We start from the raw sequence: 15,300 nt of genomic DNA, 5'->3' as shown, positions 1-15,300 counted from the left end.
CGGGCTCTTCGGATGCGACCGCCGAATGCGCGCCGCGTCCTCACCCCTCAAACGGACAAGTGGCTATGGGTATCCGCACATTGTAGGGGCGGATCGTCACACAGAAGCGTGAACGTGTTTCCGGCGCCACTTGCACCGCGTGAGTGACTGTATAGCGGACAGTCAGTCCTTTATCAAGACTTACGTGTGGCGCTGCTCAGATGCCGAGGATGCCGCGATAGGTCGGATGGACGGCCTCGGCGTGCTCGGGGTGTTTTTGCAGGTAGGACGAGAAGAAGGGGCAGACCGGCAGGATGAGCAGGCCGCGCGCCTTGGCGTCCTCGAGCACATGTTTGGTCAGACGGCTGGCGATGCCCTGACCCTCCAGCGCCTGGGGCACCAGGGTCTCGGTGATCATCAGGTTCTGGCCTGAGAGGTTGTAGGTGACGACGGCCTGCTTGCCGTCGATGTCGAGTTCGTAGCGATGGGCGTCGGCATTATCGCGGATGGCGTCGGTCATCGGATGGCTCCTTCAGAGGGCGGTGAGCAGGGCCTCGAGCGCCTGCATATCGGGCGGTGGCGGGGTTTCGAAACGCAGGGCCTGGCCGGTGACCGGGTGAACGAAACCCAGCACCGAGGCGTGCAGGGCCTGGCGGGTCAGCCCGGCCTGGGCGATGGCGGCGCGGACCGGCGTGGCGGGGCTGCTGGAGCCATAGACGGCGTCGCCCAGGATCGGCGCGCCCCTGGACGACAGGTGGACGCGGATCTGGTGGGTGCGGCCGGTCTGGAGCGTGCAGGCGACGCGAGCGGCCATGGGCGGCTGGGTGGCCTTGGCGGGGATGCCGAAGGCCTGCTGCACCACATAGTCGGTGATGGCTTCACGCCCGCCGGATTTCAGCACCGCCATCTTCTTGCGATCGCCGGAGGAGCGGCCGATCTGGGTCTGGATACGGCCCAGCGCAGGCGACGGGGCGCCGCGCGTCAGGGCGATATAGGTACGCTCGATATCGTGGGTCGCGAACAGGGCGGACAGGCCGGCGTGGGCGCGGTCGGTTTTGGCGGCGACCATGACGCCCGAGGTGTCCTTGTCCAGCCGATGGACGATGCCAGGCCGGGCCACGCCGCCGATGCCCGACAGTGACGCCCCGCAATGGGCCAGCAGCGCATTGACCAGGGTGCCGTCTGGCGTCCCGGGCGCCGGGTGGGCGGCCATTCCGGCGGGCTTGTCGATGACGATCAGGTCTGAGTCCTCGAACAGGACGGTCAGGGGGATAGCCTCGGGCAGAGGCGTCGCCGAGACGACCGGGGGCAGGATGACGGCGTAGTCCCCCGGCTGGGCCTTGGCCGAACCGCCGGCCAGAGGCACGCCCTCGCGCTGGACCGCGCCCTGGGCGATCAGAGCCTGGAGCCGGGCGCGCGACAGGGTGGGGAAGGCGAGAGCCAAAGCCTTGTCCAGCCTCAGGCCGCCGGTTTCGATACGGGCGTGCAGCACCTCGCCTCCGCCTTCGGCTTCGTCTTCTTCGGACAGGATGGGTTCGTCTGACACCGTGTGCTCCACCGCCCTAAGCGGTCCGGGGCTTCATAGAAGCATTTGCGAGCGGGTGCGACGGGCTCGGGTTGGCGAAGACCAAGCTTTGCGGCAAAATGCGGCTCTCTGGGGAGGGATTACTCATGCGCTATCTACTGTTGGCCGCCGCCGGTCTGGGCGGCGCCCTTGCACTCGGCAGCTGTGCGACGATGAACGAGCAACAGTGTCTGGCCGGCGATTGGGCCGGTCAGGGCTATGCGGACGGTCTGGGCGGGCTGACGATGAGCCGGCTCGACGAACACGCCCAGGCCTGCGCCAAGCATGGCGTGACGCCGGACGCCTATGCCTATCGCCAGGGGCGCGACCAGGGCCTGCGCGGCTATTGCACACCGGCGCGGGGCTTCAGCGCGGGACGCGAGGGGACGTCCTATGCCGGCGTGTGCCCGGCCTCGCTCGAAGCGGACTTCCTGCCCGCCTACAACGACGGGCGGCAGATCTATTCGGCGGATCAGGCGATCAATGAGGCGCGCAGCCGGGTGACCTCGCGCGCCGACCGCATGGAAGAGCTGGACGACAAGATCGAGGGCAAGCAGGCCGAGATGCGCGCCGAAGGCGTGACGGACGAGCAGCGCCGCGCGATCGAGAACCGTATCCGCGAGCTGCGCCGCGAGCGCGAAGACACCGGACGGGACTGGCGTCGCGCCCAGAACGAGCTGGACGACGCCGAGGGCTGGGCGCGTGAGATCCGTTATCGGATGCAGGGCTCATACGGCGGCTGGTGATCCAGCCGCCGCGAGTGGGGATCAGGCGGCCTTGGAGGTCGCCGAGCCGAAGTGGGGGTCCAGTTCGCCGGCGGCGTAGCGCTTGGCCATCTGGGCCGTCGACAGCGGGCGGATTTTCGACGCCTGACCTTCGCAGCCGAACTGCTGATAGCGTTCGATGCAGAGCTTCTTCATCGCTTCCTTGGCGGGCTTGAGCCAGGCGCGGGGATCGAACTCGCCCGGCTTCTCGGCCAGCAGCTTGCGAACGGCGCCGGTCATGGCCATCCGGTTGTCGGTGTCGATGTTCACCTTGCGCACGCCGTGCTTGATGCCGCGCTGGATTTCCTCGACCGGCACGCCCCAGGTCTGGGGCATCTCGCCGCCATAGGCGTTGATGATGTCCTGCAGGTCCTGCGGCACGGAAGACGAGCCGTGCATCACCAGGTGGGTGTCGGGCAGGCGACGGTGGATCTCCTCGATCACGTTCATCGCCAGGATCTCGCCGGTCGGCTTCTTGGTGAACTTATAGGCGCCGTGCGAGGTGCCCATGGCGATGGCCAGGGCGTCGACGCGGGTTTCGCGCACGAAGTCGACGGCCTGATCGGGGTCGGTCAGCAGTTGCGAGTGGTCCAGCTTGCCCTCGAAGCCGTGGCCGTCCTCGGCCTCGCCCATGCCAGTTTCCAGCGAGCCCAGCACGCCCAGTTCACCCTCGACCGAGACGCCGCAGGCGTGGGCCATTTCGGTGACGCGGCGGGTGATGTCGCGGTTGTACTCGTAGGAGGCGGGGGTCTTGGCGTCCTCTTCCAGCGAGCCGTCCATCATCACCGAGGTGAAGCCGTACTGGATGGCGGTGGCGCAGGTCGCCGGGCCGTTGCCGTGGTCCTGGTGCATGCAGACCGGGATGTGGGGGTAGAGCTCGGCCAGGGCGTCAATCAGCTTGGCCAGGACGATGTCGTTGGCGTAGCTGCGGGCGCCGCGCGAGGCCTGGATGATGACTGGGGCGTTGACGGCTTCCGCCGCCTCCATGATCGCCAGACCCTGTTCCATGTTGTTGATATTATAGGCCGGAAGGCCGTAGTCGTTCTCGGCCGCATGGTCGAGAAGCTGTCGCAGCGTGATGCGCGCCATGGGAAAAAATCCTGAGGTGATGACTGTTTTTGTTTGCGCGCAGCCTAATGGCGCCGCGCTGCAAAGTCACGCAATGTTACAATCGCGAGGCGTCAGAAATCGACAGGCGTTGCCTTGCGGACAGCATGGCATTCAACCTCATCTGCTGGAGTAGGGGAGGTTTGGGATGCGAAAACTGCTGGGTTTGAGCGTGATCCTGATGCTGACGGGCTGCGGCGCCATGTCGGCCGATCTGGACGACTATTGCCGCGACTCGTCGCGGTGCACGCCCCAGTGCGGGTCCGTGGCCTCGGGATCGTCCGCCGACTGCGACCCCCGCGAGAACGAGGGCCGCACGAGGGGCTAGGCGTCAGGCGCTGAGCGCCTCCACGCCGGGAAGGGGTTTGCCCTCCATCCATTCCAAAAAGGCGCCGCCCGCCGTGGAAACGAAGGTCAAGTCGTCGGCCACGCCCGCGTGGTTGACGGCGGCGACCGTATCGCCACCGCCCGCGACGGCGATCAGGGCTCCTGATTTGGTGCGTTCCGCGACATGCCTGGCTGCGGCGACCGTGGCGGCGTCGAAGGGCGGGACCTCGAACACGCCTAGCGGACCATTCCAGATCAGGGTCTTGGACCCGTCGATGGCGGCGTTCAGGCGGGCGACGGTTTCGGGGCCGGCATCCAGGATCTTGTCGTCGGTGGACAGGGCTTCGCCGGTCTTGAGCGTGCGGGCGTCGGCGCCCGGCCTGACCTCAACAGCCACCACGACATCGACGGGCAGCAGGATCTCGCAGCCCTTGGACGCGGCCTCGGCCATGATCTCGCGCGCGGTGTCGGCCATGTCCTTCTCGGCCAGCGAGCCGCCGATATCGACGCCCTGTGCGAACAGGAAGGTGTTGGCCATGCCGCCGCCGATGGCCAGTTTGTCCAGCTTGCCGACCAGGTTCTTGAGCAGGTCCAGCTTGGTCGAAACCTTGGCGCCGCCGACGATGCCGATGACGGGCTTCTTGGGATTGCCAAGCGCGGCGTCCAGGGCCTCAAGCTCGCGGCGCATGGACTCGCCCGCATAGGCGGGGATCAGGCGGGCGACGCCTTCGGTCGAGGCGTGGGCGCGGTGGGCGGCGGAAAAGGCGTCGTTGACATAGATGTCGGCGATCTCGGCCAGCTGGGCGGCGAAGGCCGGATCGTTGGCTTCCTCGCCTGCATGGAAGCGGACGTTTTCCAGCAGCAGCACGCCGCCGGCGTCCAGGTCGGCGATGGCCGCCTTGGCCACATCGCCCACGCAGTCGTCGGCGAACCGCACCGGCGCGCCCAGCAGGGCTTCCAGATCATCGACGACGGGGGCCAGGCTCATGGCCGGCACGACCTTGCCCTTGGGCCGGTCGAAGTGGGCCAGCAGGGCGACCTTGGCGCCCGCGTCACGCAGCTTGTTGATGGTCGGCAGGGCGACGCGCAGGCGGGTGTCGTCGGTGATCTTTCCGCCTTCCATCGGGACGTTGAAGTCCACGCGGACCAAGGCGGTCTTGCCGCTGAGGGAACCGGCGTCGTCGAGGGTGCGGAAGGTCATGGATATTGCCCGATTACATCTGGATCCCATGTCACGAGTATGGTGATGAGAAAAACTGCATTGACGCAAAGCGCCAAGAGTATCCCGCCGACTGCGATGTAGGAGATGATGCTGGTTAAGGATTTATTCGTCGTCTTCTGCCGCCAAAGTCCAACGATGAAATAGGCGCAGGACAGCCATAGCAGCGTCGTCATAAGACCCAGGAGGTCCTTGCTCAGTTGAATGGCGCTGTAGATGGCGGCATAGGCGGCGTAGACCGCCGTGGGCGCTGACAGAACCAGAAGGATCGTCAGCGCCCATCTGATCATCAGAGGAACTTCGACATCACCAGGGCGGTGTCGGCCATGCGCGTGGCGAAGCCCCACTCGTTGTCGTACCAGGTCAGGACGCGGGCCAGCTTGCCGTCGACCACTTGCGTCTGGGGCAGGGCGGCGGTGGACGAGGCGGCGATGTGGTTCAGGTCGCTGGAGACCAGGGGTTCGATCGTGGTGGCCAGGACGCCCTTCATCGGACCGTCGGCGGCGGCCTGCAGAGCGGCGTTGATTTCCTCGACCGTCACGTCGCGACCGGCGACGACCTTCAGGTCAACGACCGAGACGTTGGGGGTCGGGACGCGGATGGACGAGCCGTCCAGCTTGCCCTTCAGGGCCGGCAGGACCAGGCCCAGGGCCTTGGCGGCGCCGGTCGAGGTCGGGATCATCGACAGGGCGGCGGCGCGCCCGCGGTACAGATCCTTGTGCATCGTATCCAGCGTCGGCTGGTCGCCGGTGTAGGCGTGGATGGTGGTCATATAGCCACGCTCGATGCCGAACAGGTCGTGCAGGACCTTGGCGACCGGGGCCAGGGCGTTGGTGGTGCACGAGCCGTTGGAGACGACGATGTCGTCGGCGGTCAGGGTGTCGTGGTTGACCTTGAAGACGATGGTCTTGTCGGCGTTATCGGCGGGGGCCGAGACCAGGACGCGCTTGGCGCCGGCCTTCAGGTGGGCCGAGGCCTTGTCCTTGGAGGTGAAGATGCCGGTGCATTCGAAGGCGATGTCCACCTTCAGCTCGGCGTGGGGCAGGTTGGCCGGGTCGCGCTCGGCGGTCACCTTGATCTTGCCGGTGCCGACGTCGATCCAGTCTTCGCCCGTCGTGACCGTGCCGGGGAAGCGGCCGTGAACCGAATCGTAGCGGAACAGGTGGGCGTTGGTCTCGACGGGGCCCAGGTCGTTGATCGCCACGACCTCGATGTCCGTGCGGCCATGCTCGACGATCGAGCGCAGGACGAGACGGCCGATACGGCCAAAGCCGTTGATGGCGACGCGGACGGTCATGGGGCAGTGCTCCTTGAGGGCGAGGGTCTTTGTTGGGCGCTTCAATGGGACCGGCGGGCGTTGGGATCAACCCCGCAGGCGTAACAAGACGTGATGGATTATGTCGCCAGGCGTAAGCGTGGCTATCAGCGTTCGACCACGCGAACGCAGGCGGCGGCCCGGCGAGCGCGGTCGCGGGCTTCGTCGGTCGTCGCGCCACGCGCGGTGGCGACGCCCATGCGGCGACGCTCGAACGCCTCGGGTTTTCCGAAAAGCCGCAGGTCGGCAGTCGGCACCGACAGGGCCTCGGCCACGCCTTCGAAGGCGATCCCTTGCGCCTCCATGCCGCCATAGATGACCGCGCTGGCGCCGATGTCGCGTTGGGTCACATCGACCGGCAGGCCCAGGATGGCGCGGGCGTGCAGGGCGAACTCCGACTGCGTCTGGGTCGCCAGGGTGACCAGGCCGGTGTCGTGGGGACGGGGGCTGACCTCCGAGAACCAGACGGTGTCGCCCTTCACGAACAGCTCGACCCCGAACACGCCCCAGCCGCCGAGCGCTGCCGTGACCTTGCCGGCGATGTCCTGGGCCGAGGCGATGGCGGCGGGCGTCATGGCCTGGGGCTGCCAGCTCTCGACATAGTCGCCCTTGACCTGACGATGGCCGATGGGGGCGCAGAAGTCTGTGCGCGTCTGGCCGTCCGCGCCGCGTGACCGCACGGTCAGCAGGGTGATCTCGTAGTCGAAGTCGATCCGGCCCTCGACGATGACCTTGGTGGTGTCGACCCGGCCCGAGGCAAGGGCATAGGCCCAGGCGTCGCCGACCTGATCGGCGTTCTCGACGAACGACTGGCCCTTGCCCGATGAGGACATCACCGGCTTGACGAAACAGGGGAAACCCACAGCCTGGGCGCCCGCCGCCAGTTCCTCGGCCGACCCGGCGAAGGCGAAGGGGCTGGTCGGCAGGCCCAGTTCCTCGGCGGCCAGACGGCGGATACCTTCGCGGTTCATGGTCAGCTGGGTGGCGCGCGCAGTCGGGACGACGCGCGCCATGCCCGCCGCCTCGATATCGGCCAGGACCTCAGTGGCGATGGCCTCGATCTCGGGCACGATGATGTGGGGCGCCTCGGCCATGATGACGCCGTTCAGCACCTGCGGGTCGGTCATCGGAATGACGTGGCTGCGATGCGCCACCTGCATGGCCGGGGCGTTGGGATAGCGGTCGACGGCGATGACCTCGCAGCCCAGCCGCTGCAGCTCGATGGCGACCTCCTTGCCCAGCTCGCCTGCGCCCAGAAGCATCACGCGGACGGCGGTGTCGGATAGGGGAGTGCCGAGTTTCATTGCGCCATCCTTATTCATCAGCGGCTTGATCTTCATGGGGCGACCAGCGCCCGGCGGATTTGGCGGTGGTCAGTGCGTCGACCAGGCGTCTGTCCGCCCCGGCGGCGCCCAGCTCGGCGCCCGACACATAGGCGGGACCGCCGCACGCTTGAACGACGTGGGGATAGTCGGGGCTGATCGCCACGCCGCCATGTTCTGCATCGGCCCAGAGGTAGAAGGTCTGCGCCACCTCCTCGTCATCCTGTGGCTTCCAGACGTCGCGGCATTGGGCGAGCCATTCGGCGTCGATGGGCTCACCGTTCGCAGCGGTGGCGTCCGCGATCATCAGGCGCTCGTACAGAGCCTCCAATTGAGGCGAGTACAGGCTGTGAACATAGCCGCTTGGCATGTCGGCGGCGGCTTCCTCCTGGATCAGATGCAGGGCGGGAAGCAGGGCGGGCCAGTTGGCGCGGGCGCCCGTCGTCAGGTCATAGGTCACCGCCGTCTGAGCGTTCACGGGATATGCGCCTCCGCAGTAGTATTCGAACTGGGCGCTCAGGGTCACATACCCGGGCCCGGTCATCGGCTGTGTGATCCAGCGCGACCAGCCGCCGCCCGGCCCGTCCGCCGCTGTCTCGACACATTCGGCGGCGTCACGGACGGCTTGGGCGTCCATCTGGCCGAGCTCGGCATTGATGCGCGCGATGGCTGGGCTGTCGCCTGTCAGGCGCGGCATGGCCTCGATGTCGGCCGAAAGCCTGGGCTGAGCGACCAGAGGGATGGCTTCGGCGAGCGGCGCCGTCTGGGCCTGGACGCCCGTGCCCGGATTGCAGGCGACAAGCCCCAGGGCCATTGCCGTCACCGCCACGCTCGCCAATGGCTTCATCATCATTCCCCGCTGCAGACGTCAGGGCGCAAGCTATGCGCCTGATCAGCCGCGCCAGCCACCGAACATGATTCGGCGACTGGCGTGCAGGGTGTGATGTGCGACATCCGCCCGGCGCTAGAGCCGCGCCTTGACCGCAGCCACGACAGCGGCGGCGGTGATGCCGAACTTCTCGTACAGAACTTCGGCCGGGGCCGATGCGCCGAAGGACGACATGCCGATGAAGGCTCCGTCTTCGCCGATGAACCGCTCCCAGCCCTGTTTGACACCGGCCTCGATGGCGACGCGCACGGTGCCGCGACCGATGATGGCGGCCTGATAGGCTGTGTCCTGACGTTCGAACAGGCTGAAGCAGGGGACGGAGACGACGCGGGTCGGCGTGCCTTCGGCTTCCAGGGTCGCGGCGGCTTCCAGCGCCAGGGCCAGTTCCGTGCCGGTGCCGAACAGGGTGACCTTGGCCTCGGCCGACGCCGCCTTGATCTCATAGGCGCCCTTGGCGGTCAGGTTCTCGTTGGCCGCGACGGTGCGGACCGCCGGGGTCTTCTGGCGCGACAGGCACATGGTCGAAGGCGTGGCCTTGGATTCCAGCGCGACCTGCCAGGCTTCCATGGCCTCGACCGTGTCGGCGGGGCGGAAGACCATCAGGTTGGGAATGGCGCGCAGGGCGGCCAGATGCTCGACCGGCTGGTGGGTCGGGCCGTCCTCGCCCAGACCGATGGAATCGTGGGTCAGGACCTGGATGGCGCGGATGCCCATCAGGGCCGACAGGCGGATGGCCGGACGGCTGTAGTCCGAGAACACCATGAAGGTGCCGCCGTAGGGGATGACGCCGCCGTGCAGGGCCAGGCCGTTCATCGCCGCCGACATGCCGAACTCGCGGATGCCCCAGTTGATGTAGCGGCCCTCATAGGTGGGCGCGTCGAAGATCGGCGTACCGCTGACGAAGGTGTTGTTCGATCCGGTCAGGTCGGCCGAGCCGCCGACCAGTTCGGGGATGGCGCCGAACAGCTGGTCCAGGGCGGCGCCCGAGGATTGGCGCGTGGCCTGGGCGGGCTTGGTCTCGACCAGCTCGGCGATCTTGGCGTTCAAGGCGTCGAAGGCCGATTCGGGCAGGTCGCCCTTCATGGCGCGGGTGAAGTCGGCGGCCTGTTTCGACGCGGCCAGACGGGCCTCCCAGGCCTTGCGGTCCTTGGCGCCTTGCCGTCCGACCTTCTTCCACGCCTTGTCGACGGCCTCTGGCAACTCGAAGGGTTCGTGTTCCCAGGCCAGGCCCAGGCGGGTGGCGGCGATCTCGGCGGCGCCCAGGGCCGCGCCGTGTGTCTTGTGGCTGCCTTCCATGGTGGCGGCGCCCTTGCCGATCTTGGTCTTGCAGGCGATCAGCGTCGGCTTGTCCTGACGCGTCGCCCACTGAAGCGCCGACTTGATGGCCTTCATGTCGTGGCCGTCGATGGCCTTCACCGCCCAGCCGGCGGCCTTGAAGCGGGCCTTCTGGTCGGTGGCGTCCGACAGGCTGACGGCGCCGTCGATGGTGATGGCGTTGTCGTCCCACAGCACGGTCAGCTTGTTCAGCTTGTAGCGGCCGGCCAGGGCGATGGCTTCCTGGGACACGCCCTCCATCAGGCAGCCGTCGCCGGCGACGACCCAGGTCCGGTGATCGACAAGGTCATCGCCGTACTTGGCCGCCAGATGGCGCTCGGCCATGGCGAAGCCGATCGAGGTGGCCAGGCCCTGACCCAGGGGGCCGGTGGTGACCTCGACGCCGGGCATGTGGCCATACTCGGGGTGACCGGCGGTCTTGGAGCCCCACTGGCGGAAGTTCAGCAGCTCTTCCTTGGTCGCGGCCTTGTAGCCGGTCAGGTGCAGCAGGGCGTAGATCAGCATCGAGCCGTGGCCCGCCGACAGGATGAAGCGGTCGCGGTCAGCCCAGTCGGGGCGGCTGGCGTCAAACTTCAGGAATTTGGAGAACAGCACCGTGGCGACGTCCGCCATGCCCATCGGCATGCCCGGGTGACCCGACTTGGCCTTTTCGACGCCATCCATGGCGAGAACGCGGATGGCGTCGGCCATCTGCTTGGGAGAGGCTTTGGCGGAGACGGTGTTGGCGTCGGTCATGGCTGACCTTTCACGGATAGTTCAAAAACGGAGGCGCGCCGCTTTACCCCGACGCGCGGGCGGGTTCTATACGGATTCTGGAGGATGCGACCGATGGCCGACGCCACGACCGCCGCGAAAGACCGGATCGACCGGGCGCTGGCGACCCTGGAACGAAAGGTGATGGAGCTGAAGGCCCGTCCGGCCTCTGCGCCGCCGGTGAGCGACGACGACCTATTTGCGCCCTCGTCGGACGCGGGTGCGCGGGTGCGCGAGTTGGAGGCTGCCGGCCGAGACGCTTCCGAGGCCCTGGCCCGCGCCGCCGATCAACTGCGCGACCTGCTGGCCGCCCCCACCGATTCAGAAGCAGAAGACTGATGGCCACGGTCACGGTTGATATCAACGGCCGCCCCTATGCCGTCGGTTGCGCGGATGGACAGGAAGACCGCGTTCGCCTGCTGGCGCGCCAATTCGACAACAATGTCCGCCGGGTCGCCGGGGATGTCGGTCACGTCGGGGACTTGAGGCTGTTTCTGATGGCGGCCCTGATTCTGGCCGACGAACTGCACGAGGCGCGGCTGGCCTCGCCAACTGATCCCGCGCCGGCTGCGCCATCACCGGCCGCTGATCCAGATGCGGGAGTCGCCGAGGCGCTGAACGCCGTCGCCGCCCGGATAGAGAAGCTGGCGCAATCCCTCTAGCGCCGCTTGTGGCTGGGCCTGTGTAGGCCTATCTTGATCGACGGCGGGTCATGCTGTGGCTCACGTCGAAGGCAACATATCCTCGCGGCCTTAATTCACTCGACGGGATCTGTCCCTGTCTGACCTCGTGGGGTCGGGCACACGGAGCCCACCTGGCTACCCAGGCTCGAGAGGATCAAACCGTCCTTCACGGCTCTTACGGCGCCGCCAACATTCTTTCTTTTAGGGGCGCTACCGCTCGGCTCGCGGAGCCTCGCTGCTTGAGCGCGGTTCCGATGGTTTCTGACAAGCCGACCCTGCGGGCCGAGATGCGACGCCTGCGAAAGCGTCTGGCCGAGGCCGATCCTCTGGCCGCATCGCGCGCCGCCGAACATTGCAGCCAACTGCCGCACGGCGCTGTCCTCGCCCTGTATCACGCCATGGGCTCCGAGCTGGACACTGACGCCGCCGCCGTCGCCCTGTTCGCCGCCGGGCGAACCCTGTGCCTGCCGGTGGTGCTCGAACGCGACGCGGCGATGGTTTTCCGCCTGTGGGCGCCGGGCGAGCCCCTGGAAATGGACGCCGCTGGCTGTCCCGCGCCCTTGCCCCTGGCCAAGGTGGTGACGCCCGACCTGATCCTGACGCCCCTCTTGGCCTTTGACGATTTCGGCGGGCGGCTGGGGCAGGGGGGCGGCTATTACGACCGGACCTTCGCAGGGCTGCCGCATGCGATCCGCATCGGCTTCGCCTATGCGGGCCAGCGGCTCGAACGCATCCCGACCGAGGCTCACGATCAAGCCCTGCATGGCGTTCTGACCGAGGTCGGCTATACCCCGGCGCGAAAGGTCTAACTCCTCATGCGTCTTGCCTTCTTCGGCGACGTGATCGGCAAGTCCGGTCGCGACGGCCTCACCGATCATCTGCCTGCGCTCAAGCGCGACCTGAAGCTCGACTTCGTGGTGGTCAACGCCGAGAACGCGGCGGGCGGTTTTGGCATCACCGAGAACACGGCGCGCGAGCTGTTCATGGCCGGCGCCGACTGCCTGACCCTGGGCAACCACTCATGGGACCAGCGCGAGGCCCTGACCTATATCGTCCGCGAGCCGCGCCTGATCCGGCCGGCCAACTATCCCCGACTGATGGATGCGCCGGGTGCGGGCGCCAATCTGTTCGAGACCCATTCGGGCAAGACGGTCCTGGTCATGAACGTGCTGGGCCGTGTCCACATGGATCCTCAGGACTGTCCGTTCAGCGCCGTGGATCGCGAGCTGAACGCCGCCCCGCTGGGACACGTCGCCGACGCCGTCATTGTCGACATGCACGCCGAGGCGACGTCGGAGAAGATGGCCATGGGTCATTTCTGCGATGGCCGCGCCTCGCTGGTCGTCGGAACCCACACCCACGTCCCGACCGCCGACTGCCAGATCCTGCCCAGCGGCACGGCCTATCAGACCGACGCCGGCGGCTGCTGCGACTATGACAGCGTCATCGGCAACGAGAAGGAAGAGCCGCTGCGGCGCTTCACCACCCGCATCTCGGGCGGCCGCTACACCCCGGCCCACGGCCCGGCCACCATCTGCGGCGTCTATGTCGAAACGGACGACAAGACCGGCCTGGCCATTCGCGTCGAGCCGATCCGCGTCGGCGGCCGGCTCAGCCAGGCGATCCCCGTCGTCTAGGGCATGGACCAGACGCTGGAGCGTTTGATCTCGAAATCCTCCAGCTCGCGCGTCGTCGGCACACTGTATTCGGCCAGAAAGGTCAGGCCGTCCTTGGGGAAATAGGTGCGCTTGGGATCGCCGATCAGGATGCGCGTCCCCTGAGCCTGGGCCTGCGCCAGCCAGCCCAGAACCCGGTCGGTCATGGGCTTTTCGTAGCAGACATCCCCGGCGCAGATGACATCCACCGCAGGCGGCGGGGCGTCCAGCAGGTTGGCGTCGGTGAAGTCCATGGCCACGCCGTTGGCCTGGGCGTTGAGCGCGACGGCGGCGGCGCAAAAGGGGTCGATGTCGCACCCCAGCACATGGCCAGCGCCCGCCTTCATCGCGGCGATCCCCACCATGCCCGAGCCGGTAGCGAAATCCAGCACCCGCTTGCCCGCGACCTCGCGCGGATTGTCCAGCAACCAGCGCGCCAGCCCCTGACCGCCCGACCAGGCGAAGGCCCAGAAGGGCGGGGGCAGGCCGATTTCGCCCAACTCCTCTTCCGTCATCCGCCAGATCGGCGTGATCTCGTCGGCGAGCCAGAGCGAGATCTCTGGCGTGTGCGGCACCACCTGCAATCGCGTGTTGGACAGGATGAAGCCGGCGGGATCGTCGTGGGCGAGCAGGGACATGGCGACCTCATAGCTGATCAGCGTCCGGTCGCGTCATTCTGATTGCGCGTGCTGAGCCCCAATGCCTCGCCGCCTGCTCGTGGACCGTACCGCGCAAAAAGTAATGTTGACCTTACATCGCGGTGGTGTAATTCTAGCCTTACATTCAGTCAGGGGAACGCGACATGCTCGCCATGGGAAAATCCACCACTCAGGCTCACCGCAAGTATGTCGTGCGAACGATGAGCTTCATGGGCGTCTATGTGGCGCTCAATGTCGCCGCCATCTTCGGCGTCTTCGATGCGATCCGGGGAACGCCCGCCGCCTGGGTATTCGCTGCGGCGGTGTCTGCGCCGATCCTGGGACAGATCTGGGCCACCTTGTCGCTGATGCGGGATTCCGACGAGTTCATGCGGGCGCTGACCGCCAAACAGTTCATCATCGCCGCCGGGGTGGCCATGGGCGTCTTCTCGGCCTGGGGTTTCGCCGAAAGCTACGCCGATGCGCCTCATGCGCCGGGCTGGTTCGTCTATGTGCTGTTCTGGGCGGCGTTCGGCCTGATCTCGCCCTTCATCCGGACGACGCGCTGATGCAGAACCGATTGAAACTGCTTCGGACCGAGCGCGGCTGGACCCAGGAACAGCTGGGCCAGGGGCTTGGGGTCTCACGCCAGGCCGTCAACGCCCTGGAGACCGAGCGGCACGATCCCTCGCTGGATCTCGCCTACCGGATCGCCGCCCTGTTCGGACGCCCGGTCGAGGACATCTTCACCAACCCCTACGGCTGACGCCGTCAGCCGACCTCACAGGATCTTTGTCATGTTCAACGCATCCTTCCCAAGGCTGTGCGCCCCTCGCCATGGCCGGATCGCCATTATGGTGGGCGTGATCATCGCCTGCTGCGTGGCCTCCGAGCAGGGCCGGGCCGAAGCTCGGTCAGCGCCCACGGTCGCTACAGCCCAGGCCTTCACCTCCGACCGGCTGTCGGTCGAGGTCATGGGGCAAGGCCCCGACGTCGTCCTGATCCCCGGTCTGGCCTCGTCGCGCGAAATCTGGCGGCCTCTGGCGACGCGGTTGGCCGCGACGCACCGGGTGCATCTGGTGCAACTGGCGGGGTTTGCCGGCGAACCGTGGAGCCACGGCGATGGGGCCTTCGTCGCGCCGGAAGTCGAGGCCCTGGCCGCCTATATTCAACGGACCGGGCTGGATCGCCCTGCGATCATCGGCCATTCGATGGGCGGCCTCAGCGGCCTGCTGCTGGCCCAGTCCCATCCCGAACGCGTGGGCCGGCTGATGACGGTCGACAGTCTGCCCTTCTACAGCGCCATGTTCGGCCCGACCGTGACGGCGGAACAGGCGGCGCCCTTCGCGGCCCAGGCGGCAGGCGTCATCCTGTCAGCCGATGACGCGACCTTCCAGGCTCAGCAGGTCCAGACCGCAGCGAGCCTGGCCCGCGATCCAGCCACGCGTGAGGCCATGGTGGGATGGTCCCTGGCCAGCGACCGCCACGCCCTGGCCTCGGCCATGAAGGATGTGATGACCACCGATGCGCGCCCCGGTCTGGCGGCCATGACCACGCCGGTCACGGCCCTCTACGCCTCTGACGCGGATGGAGGCGCGCCCGCCGCCCTGGCCGACGCCACCTGGAACCGGGAGTACGCGACCTTGCCGGGCGTGCGGTTGATCCGGGTGGACGACGCGCGACACTTCATCATGGCCGACCAGCCGGCCCGGTTCGACGCCCTGGTGGACGCGTTCCTGAAATAGGTCGG

General features: G+C 67.3%; 19 protein-coding genes and 1 other RNA gene. 10 read left to right on the top strand and 10 right to left on the bottom strand.

The genetic code is table 11. The annotated features are described in order from the left end of the window. Positions 1-196: 196 nt before the first annotated feature. Positions 197-499 carry a GNAT family N-acetyltransferase gene (locus tag ACO05L_RS13730; protein WP_421729726.1) on the bottom strand — a complete coding sequence of 101 codons (303 nt, stop codon included), beginning with the start codon at positions 497-499 and terminating at the stop codon, positions 197-199. 12 nt (positions 500-511) lie between these two features. Beyond that, positions 512-1,525: an RluA family pseudouridine synthase gene (locus tag ACO05L_RS13725; protein ID WP_421729725.1), complete on the bottom strand. Its 1,014-nt coding sequence runs from the start codon at positions 1,523-1,525 to the stop codon at positions 512-514. A 125-nt stretch (positions 1,526-1,650) separates the two neighbouring features. Between ACO05L_RS13725 and ACO05L_RS13720 the strand changes: the two genes are divergently transcribed. Further along, positions 1,651-2,289 carry a DUF2799 domain-containing protein gene (locus tag ACO05L_RS13720; RefSeq protein WP_421729724.1) on the top strand — a complete coding sequence of 213 codons (639 nt, stop codon included), beginning with the start codon at positions 1,651-1,653 and terminating at the stop codon, positions 2,287-2,289. A gap of 21 nt (positions 2,290-2,310) precedes the next feature. Here the strand turns inward: ACO05L_RS13720 and fba are convergent, their stop codons facing one another. Continuing rightward, positions 2,311-3,396, bottom strand: a complete 1,086-nt coding sequence (gene fba / locus ACO05L_RS13715) for a class II fructose-bisphosphate aldolase (protein WP_421729723.1) — start codon at positions 3,394-3,396, stop codon at positions 2,311-2,313. A gap of 166 nt (positions 3,397-3,562) precedes the next feature. On the opposite strand from fba, the gene ACO05L_RS13710 reads away from it, so the two are divergent. Then, positions 3,563-3,742, top strand: coding sequence for a hypothetical protein (locus tag ACO05L_RS13710; protein WP_421729722.1), 180 nt, complete (start codon positions 3,563-3,565; stop codon positions 3,740-3,742). Between the two features lie 3 nt (positions 3,743-3,745). Here the strand turns inward: ACO05L_RS13710 and ACO05L_RS13705 are convergent, their stop codons facing one another. The 6 genes from ACO05L_RS13705 to tkt all read right to left on the bottom strand — a co-directional run bounded on the left by ACO05L_RS13705 (position 3,746) and on the right by tkt (position 10,556). Continuing rightward, the gene (locus tag ACO05L_RS13705) at positions 3,746-4,942 is read right to left on the bottom strand and encodes a phosphoglycerate kinase (RefSeq protein ID WP_421729721.1); all 1,197 of its coding nucleotides are present in this window, start codon (positions 4,940-4,942) and stop codon (positions 3,746-3,748) included. Beyond that, on the bottom strand, positions 4,939-5,250 hold the full coding sequence (locus ACO05L_RS13700; RefSeq protein WP_421729720.1) for a hypothetical protein: 312 nt from the start codon (positions 5,248-5,250) through the stop codon (positions 4,939-4,941). Before ACO05L_RS13700 ends, ACO05L_RS13705 begins: the two co-directional genes overlap by 4 nt. Further along, positions 5,250-6,257: a type I glyceraldehyde-3-phosphate dehydrogenase gene (gene gap, locus ACO05L_RS13695; RefSeq protein WP_421729719.1), complete on the bottom strand. Its 1,008-nt coding sequence runs from the start codon at positions 6,255-6,257 to the stop codon at positions 5,250-5,252. The genes ACO05L_RS13700 and gap overlap by 1 nt, the downstream gene beginning before the upstream one ends. Before the next feature lie 125 nt (positions 6,258-6,382). After that, entirely contained in the window at positions 6,383-7,579 is a 1,197-nt protein-coding gene (purT, locus tag ACO05L_RS13690; protein WP_421729718.1) for a formate-dependent phosphoribosylglycinamide formyltransferase, read from the bottom strand. Positions 7,580-7,589: 10 nt separating this feature from the next. Beyond that, a complete protein-coding gene (locus ACO05L_RS13685) occupies positions 7,590-8,420 on the bottom strand; it encodes a hypothetical protein (RefSeq protein ID WP_421729717.1) in 831 nt (276 codons plus the stop codon). A 141-nt stretch (positions 8,421-8,561) separates the two neighbouring features. Then, positions 8,562-10,556: a transketolase gene (gene tkt, locus ACO05L_RS13680; protein WP_421729716.1), complete on the bottom strand. Its 1,995-nt coding sequence runs from the start codon at positions 10,554-10,556 to the stop codon at positions 8,562-8,564. 93 nt (positions 10,557-10,649) lie between these two features. Here tkt and ACO05L_RS13675 point away from each other — a divergent pair, with 93 nt between their 5' ends. The 5 genes from ACO05L_RS13675 (at position 10,650) to ACO05L_RS13655 (ending at position 12,894) form a co-directional block, all read left to right on the top strand. Beyond that, positions 10,650-10,913 carry a hypothetical protein gene (locus ACO05L_RS13675; RefSeq protein ID WP_421729715.1) on the top strand — a complete coding sequence of 88 codons (264 nt, stop codon included), beginning with the start codon at positions 10,650-10,652 and terminating at the stop codon, positions 10,911-10,913. Beyond that, on the top strand, positions 10,913-11,236 hold the full coding sequence (locus tag ACO05L_RS13670) for a cell division protein ZapA (RefSeq protein WP_421729714.1): 324 nt from the start codon (positions 10,913-10,915) through the stop codon (positions 11,234-11,236). The genes ACO05L_RS13675 and ACO05L_RS13670 overlap by 1 nt, the downstream gene beginning before the upstream one ends. A 47-nt stretch (positions 11,237-11,283) precedes the next feature. After that, positions 11,284-11,445, top strand: a non-coding RNA gene (gene ssrS / locus ACO05L_RS13665) — 6S RNA. A gap of 66 nt (positions 11,446-11,511) precedes the next feature. Further along, complete coding sequence (locus tag ACO05L_RS13660) at positions 11,512-12,066, top strand: 5-formyltetrahydrofolate cyclo-ligase (protein WP_421729713.1); 555 nt, start codon at positions 11,512-11,514, stop codon at positions 12,064-12,066. Positions 12,067-12,072: 6 nt separating this feature from the next. Next, on the top strand, positions 12,073-12,894 hold the full coding sequence (locus ACO05L_RS13655; protein ID WP_421729712.1) for a TIGR00282 family metallophosphoesterase: 822 nt from the start codon (positions 12,073-12,075) through the stop codon (positions 12,892-12,894). Here the strand turns inward: ACO05L_RS13655 and ACO05L_RS13650 are convergent. Further along, complete coding sequence (locus ACO05L_RS13650) at positions 12,891-13,550, bottom strand: class I SAM-dependent methyltransferase (protein ID WP_421729711.1); 660 nt, start codon at positions 13,548-13,550, stop codon at positions 12,891-12,893. The two genes, ACO05L_RS13655 and ACO05L_RS13650, sit on opposite strands and share 4 nt — an antisense overlap. Before the next feature lie 164 nt (positions 13,551-13,714). Between ACO05L_RS13650 and ACO05L_RS13645 the strand changes: the two genes are divergently transcribed. From ACO05L_RS13645 to ACO05L_RS13635, 3 genes are read left to right on the top strand one after another with little or no spacing between them, the layout of a single operon-like run. Next, entirely contained in the window at positions 13,715-14,119 is a 405-nt protein-coding gene (locus ACO05L_RS13645) for a hypothetical protein (protein WP_421729710.1), read from the top strand. After that, positions 14,119-14,316 (top strand): helix-turn-helix transcriptional regulator, encoded by a 198-nt coding sequence (locus tag ACO05L_RS13640; RefSeq protein ID WP_421729709.1) that lies wholly within the window; start codon positions 14,119-14,121, stop codon positions 14,314-14,316. Before ACO05L_RS13645 ends, ACO05L_RS13640 begins: the two co-directional genes overlap by 1 nt. Positions 14,317-14,347: 31 nt before the next feature. Continuing rightward, on the top strand, positions 14,348-15,295 hold the full coding sequence (locus ACO05L_RS13635; RefSeq protein WP_421729708.1) for an alpha/beta fold hydrolase: 948 nt from the start codon (positions 14,348-14,350) through the stop codon (positions 15,293-15,295). The last annotated feature ends 5 nt before the right edge of the window (positions 15,296-15,300 follow it).

This window comes from Brevundimonas sp., assembly GCF_965227765.1.
Taxonomy (GTDB): domain Bacteria; phylum Pseudomonadota; class Alphaproteobacteria; order Caulobacterales; family Caulobacteraceae; genus Brevundimonas.
This window is presented reverse-complemented; position numbering and strand designations above follow the sequence as displayed.

Coding starts and splice junctions, on each gene's coding strand:
- ACO05L_RS13730 (WP_421729726.1), bottom strand. CDS start 499: ATGACCGACGCCATCCGCGATAATGCCGACGCCCATCGCTACGAACTC.
- ACO05L_RS13720 (WP_421729724.1), top strand. CDS start 1,651: ATGCGCTATCTACTGTTGGCCGCCGCCGGTCTGGGCGGCGCCCTTGCA.
- fba (WP_421729723.1), bottom strand. CDS start 3,396: ATGGCGCGCATCACGCTGCGACAGCTTCTCGACCATGCGGCCGAGAAC.
- ACO05L_RS13710 (WP_421729722.1), top strand. CDS start 3,563: ATGCGAAAACTGCTGGGTTTGAGCGTGATCCTGATGCTGACGGGCTGC.
- ACO05L_RS13705 (WP_421729721.1), bottom strand. CDS start 4,942: ATGACCTTCCGCACCCTCGACGACGCCGGTTCCCTCAGCGGCAAGACC.
- ACO05L_RS13700 (WP_421729720.1), bottom strand. CDS start 5,250: ATGATCAGATGGGCGCTGACGATCCTTCTGGTTCTGTCAGCGCCCACG.
- gap (WP_421729719.1), bottom strand. CDS start 6,257: ATGACCGTCCGCGTCGCCATCAACGGCTTTGGCCGTATCGGCCGTCTC.
- purT (WP_421729718.1), bottom strand. CDS start 7,579: ATGAAACTCGGCACTCCCCTATCCGACACCGCCGTCCGCGTGATGCTT.
- tkt (WP_421729716.1), bottom strand. CDS start 10,556: ATGACCGACGCCAACACCGTCTCCGCCAAAGCCTCTCCCAAGCAGATG.
- ACO05L_RS13675 (WP_421729715.1), top strand. CDS start 10,650: ATGGCCGACGCCACGACCGCCGCGAAAGACCGGATCGACCGGGCGCTG.
- ACO05L_RS13670 (WP_421729714.1), top strand. CDS start 10,913: ATGGCCACGGTCACGGTTGATATCAACGGCCGCCCCTATGCCGTCGGT.
- ACO05L_RS13660 (WP_421729713.1), top strand. CDS start 11,512: ATGGTTTCTGACAAGCCGACCCTGCGGGCCGAGATGCGACGCCTGCGA.
- ACO05L_RS13655 (WP_421729712.1), top strand. CDS start 12,073: ATGCGTCTTGCCTTCTTCGGCGACGTGATCGGCAAGTCCGGTCGCGAC.
- ACO05L_RS13650 (WP_421729711.1), bottom strand. CDS start 13,550: ATGTCCCTGCTCGCCCACGACGATCCCGCCGGCTTCATCCTGTCCAAC.
- ACO05L_RS13645 (WP_421729710.1), top strand. CDS start 13,715: ATGCTCGCCATGGGAAAATCCACCACTCAGGCTCACCGCAAGTATGTC.
- ACO05L_RS13640 (WP_421729709.1), top strand. CDS start 14,119: ATGCAGAACCGATTGAAACTGCTTCGGACCGAGCGCGGCTGGACCCAG.
- ACO05L_RS13635 (WP_421729708.1), top strand. CDS start 14,348: ATGTTCAACGCATCCTTCCCAAGGCTGTGCGCCCCTCGCCATGGCCGG.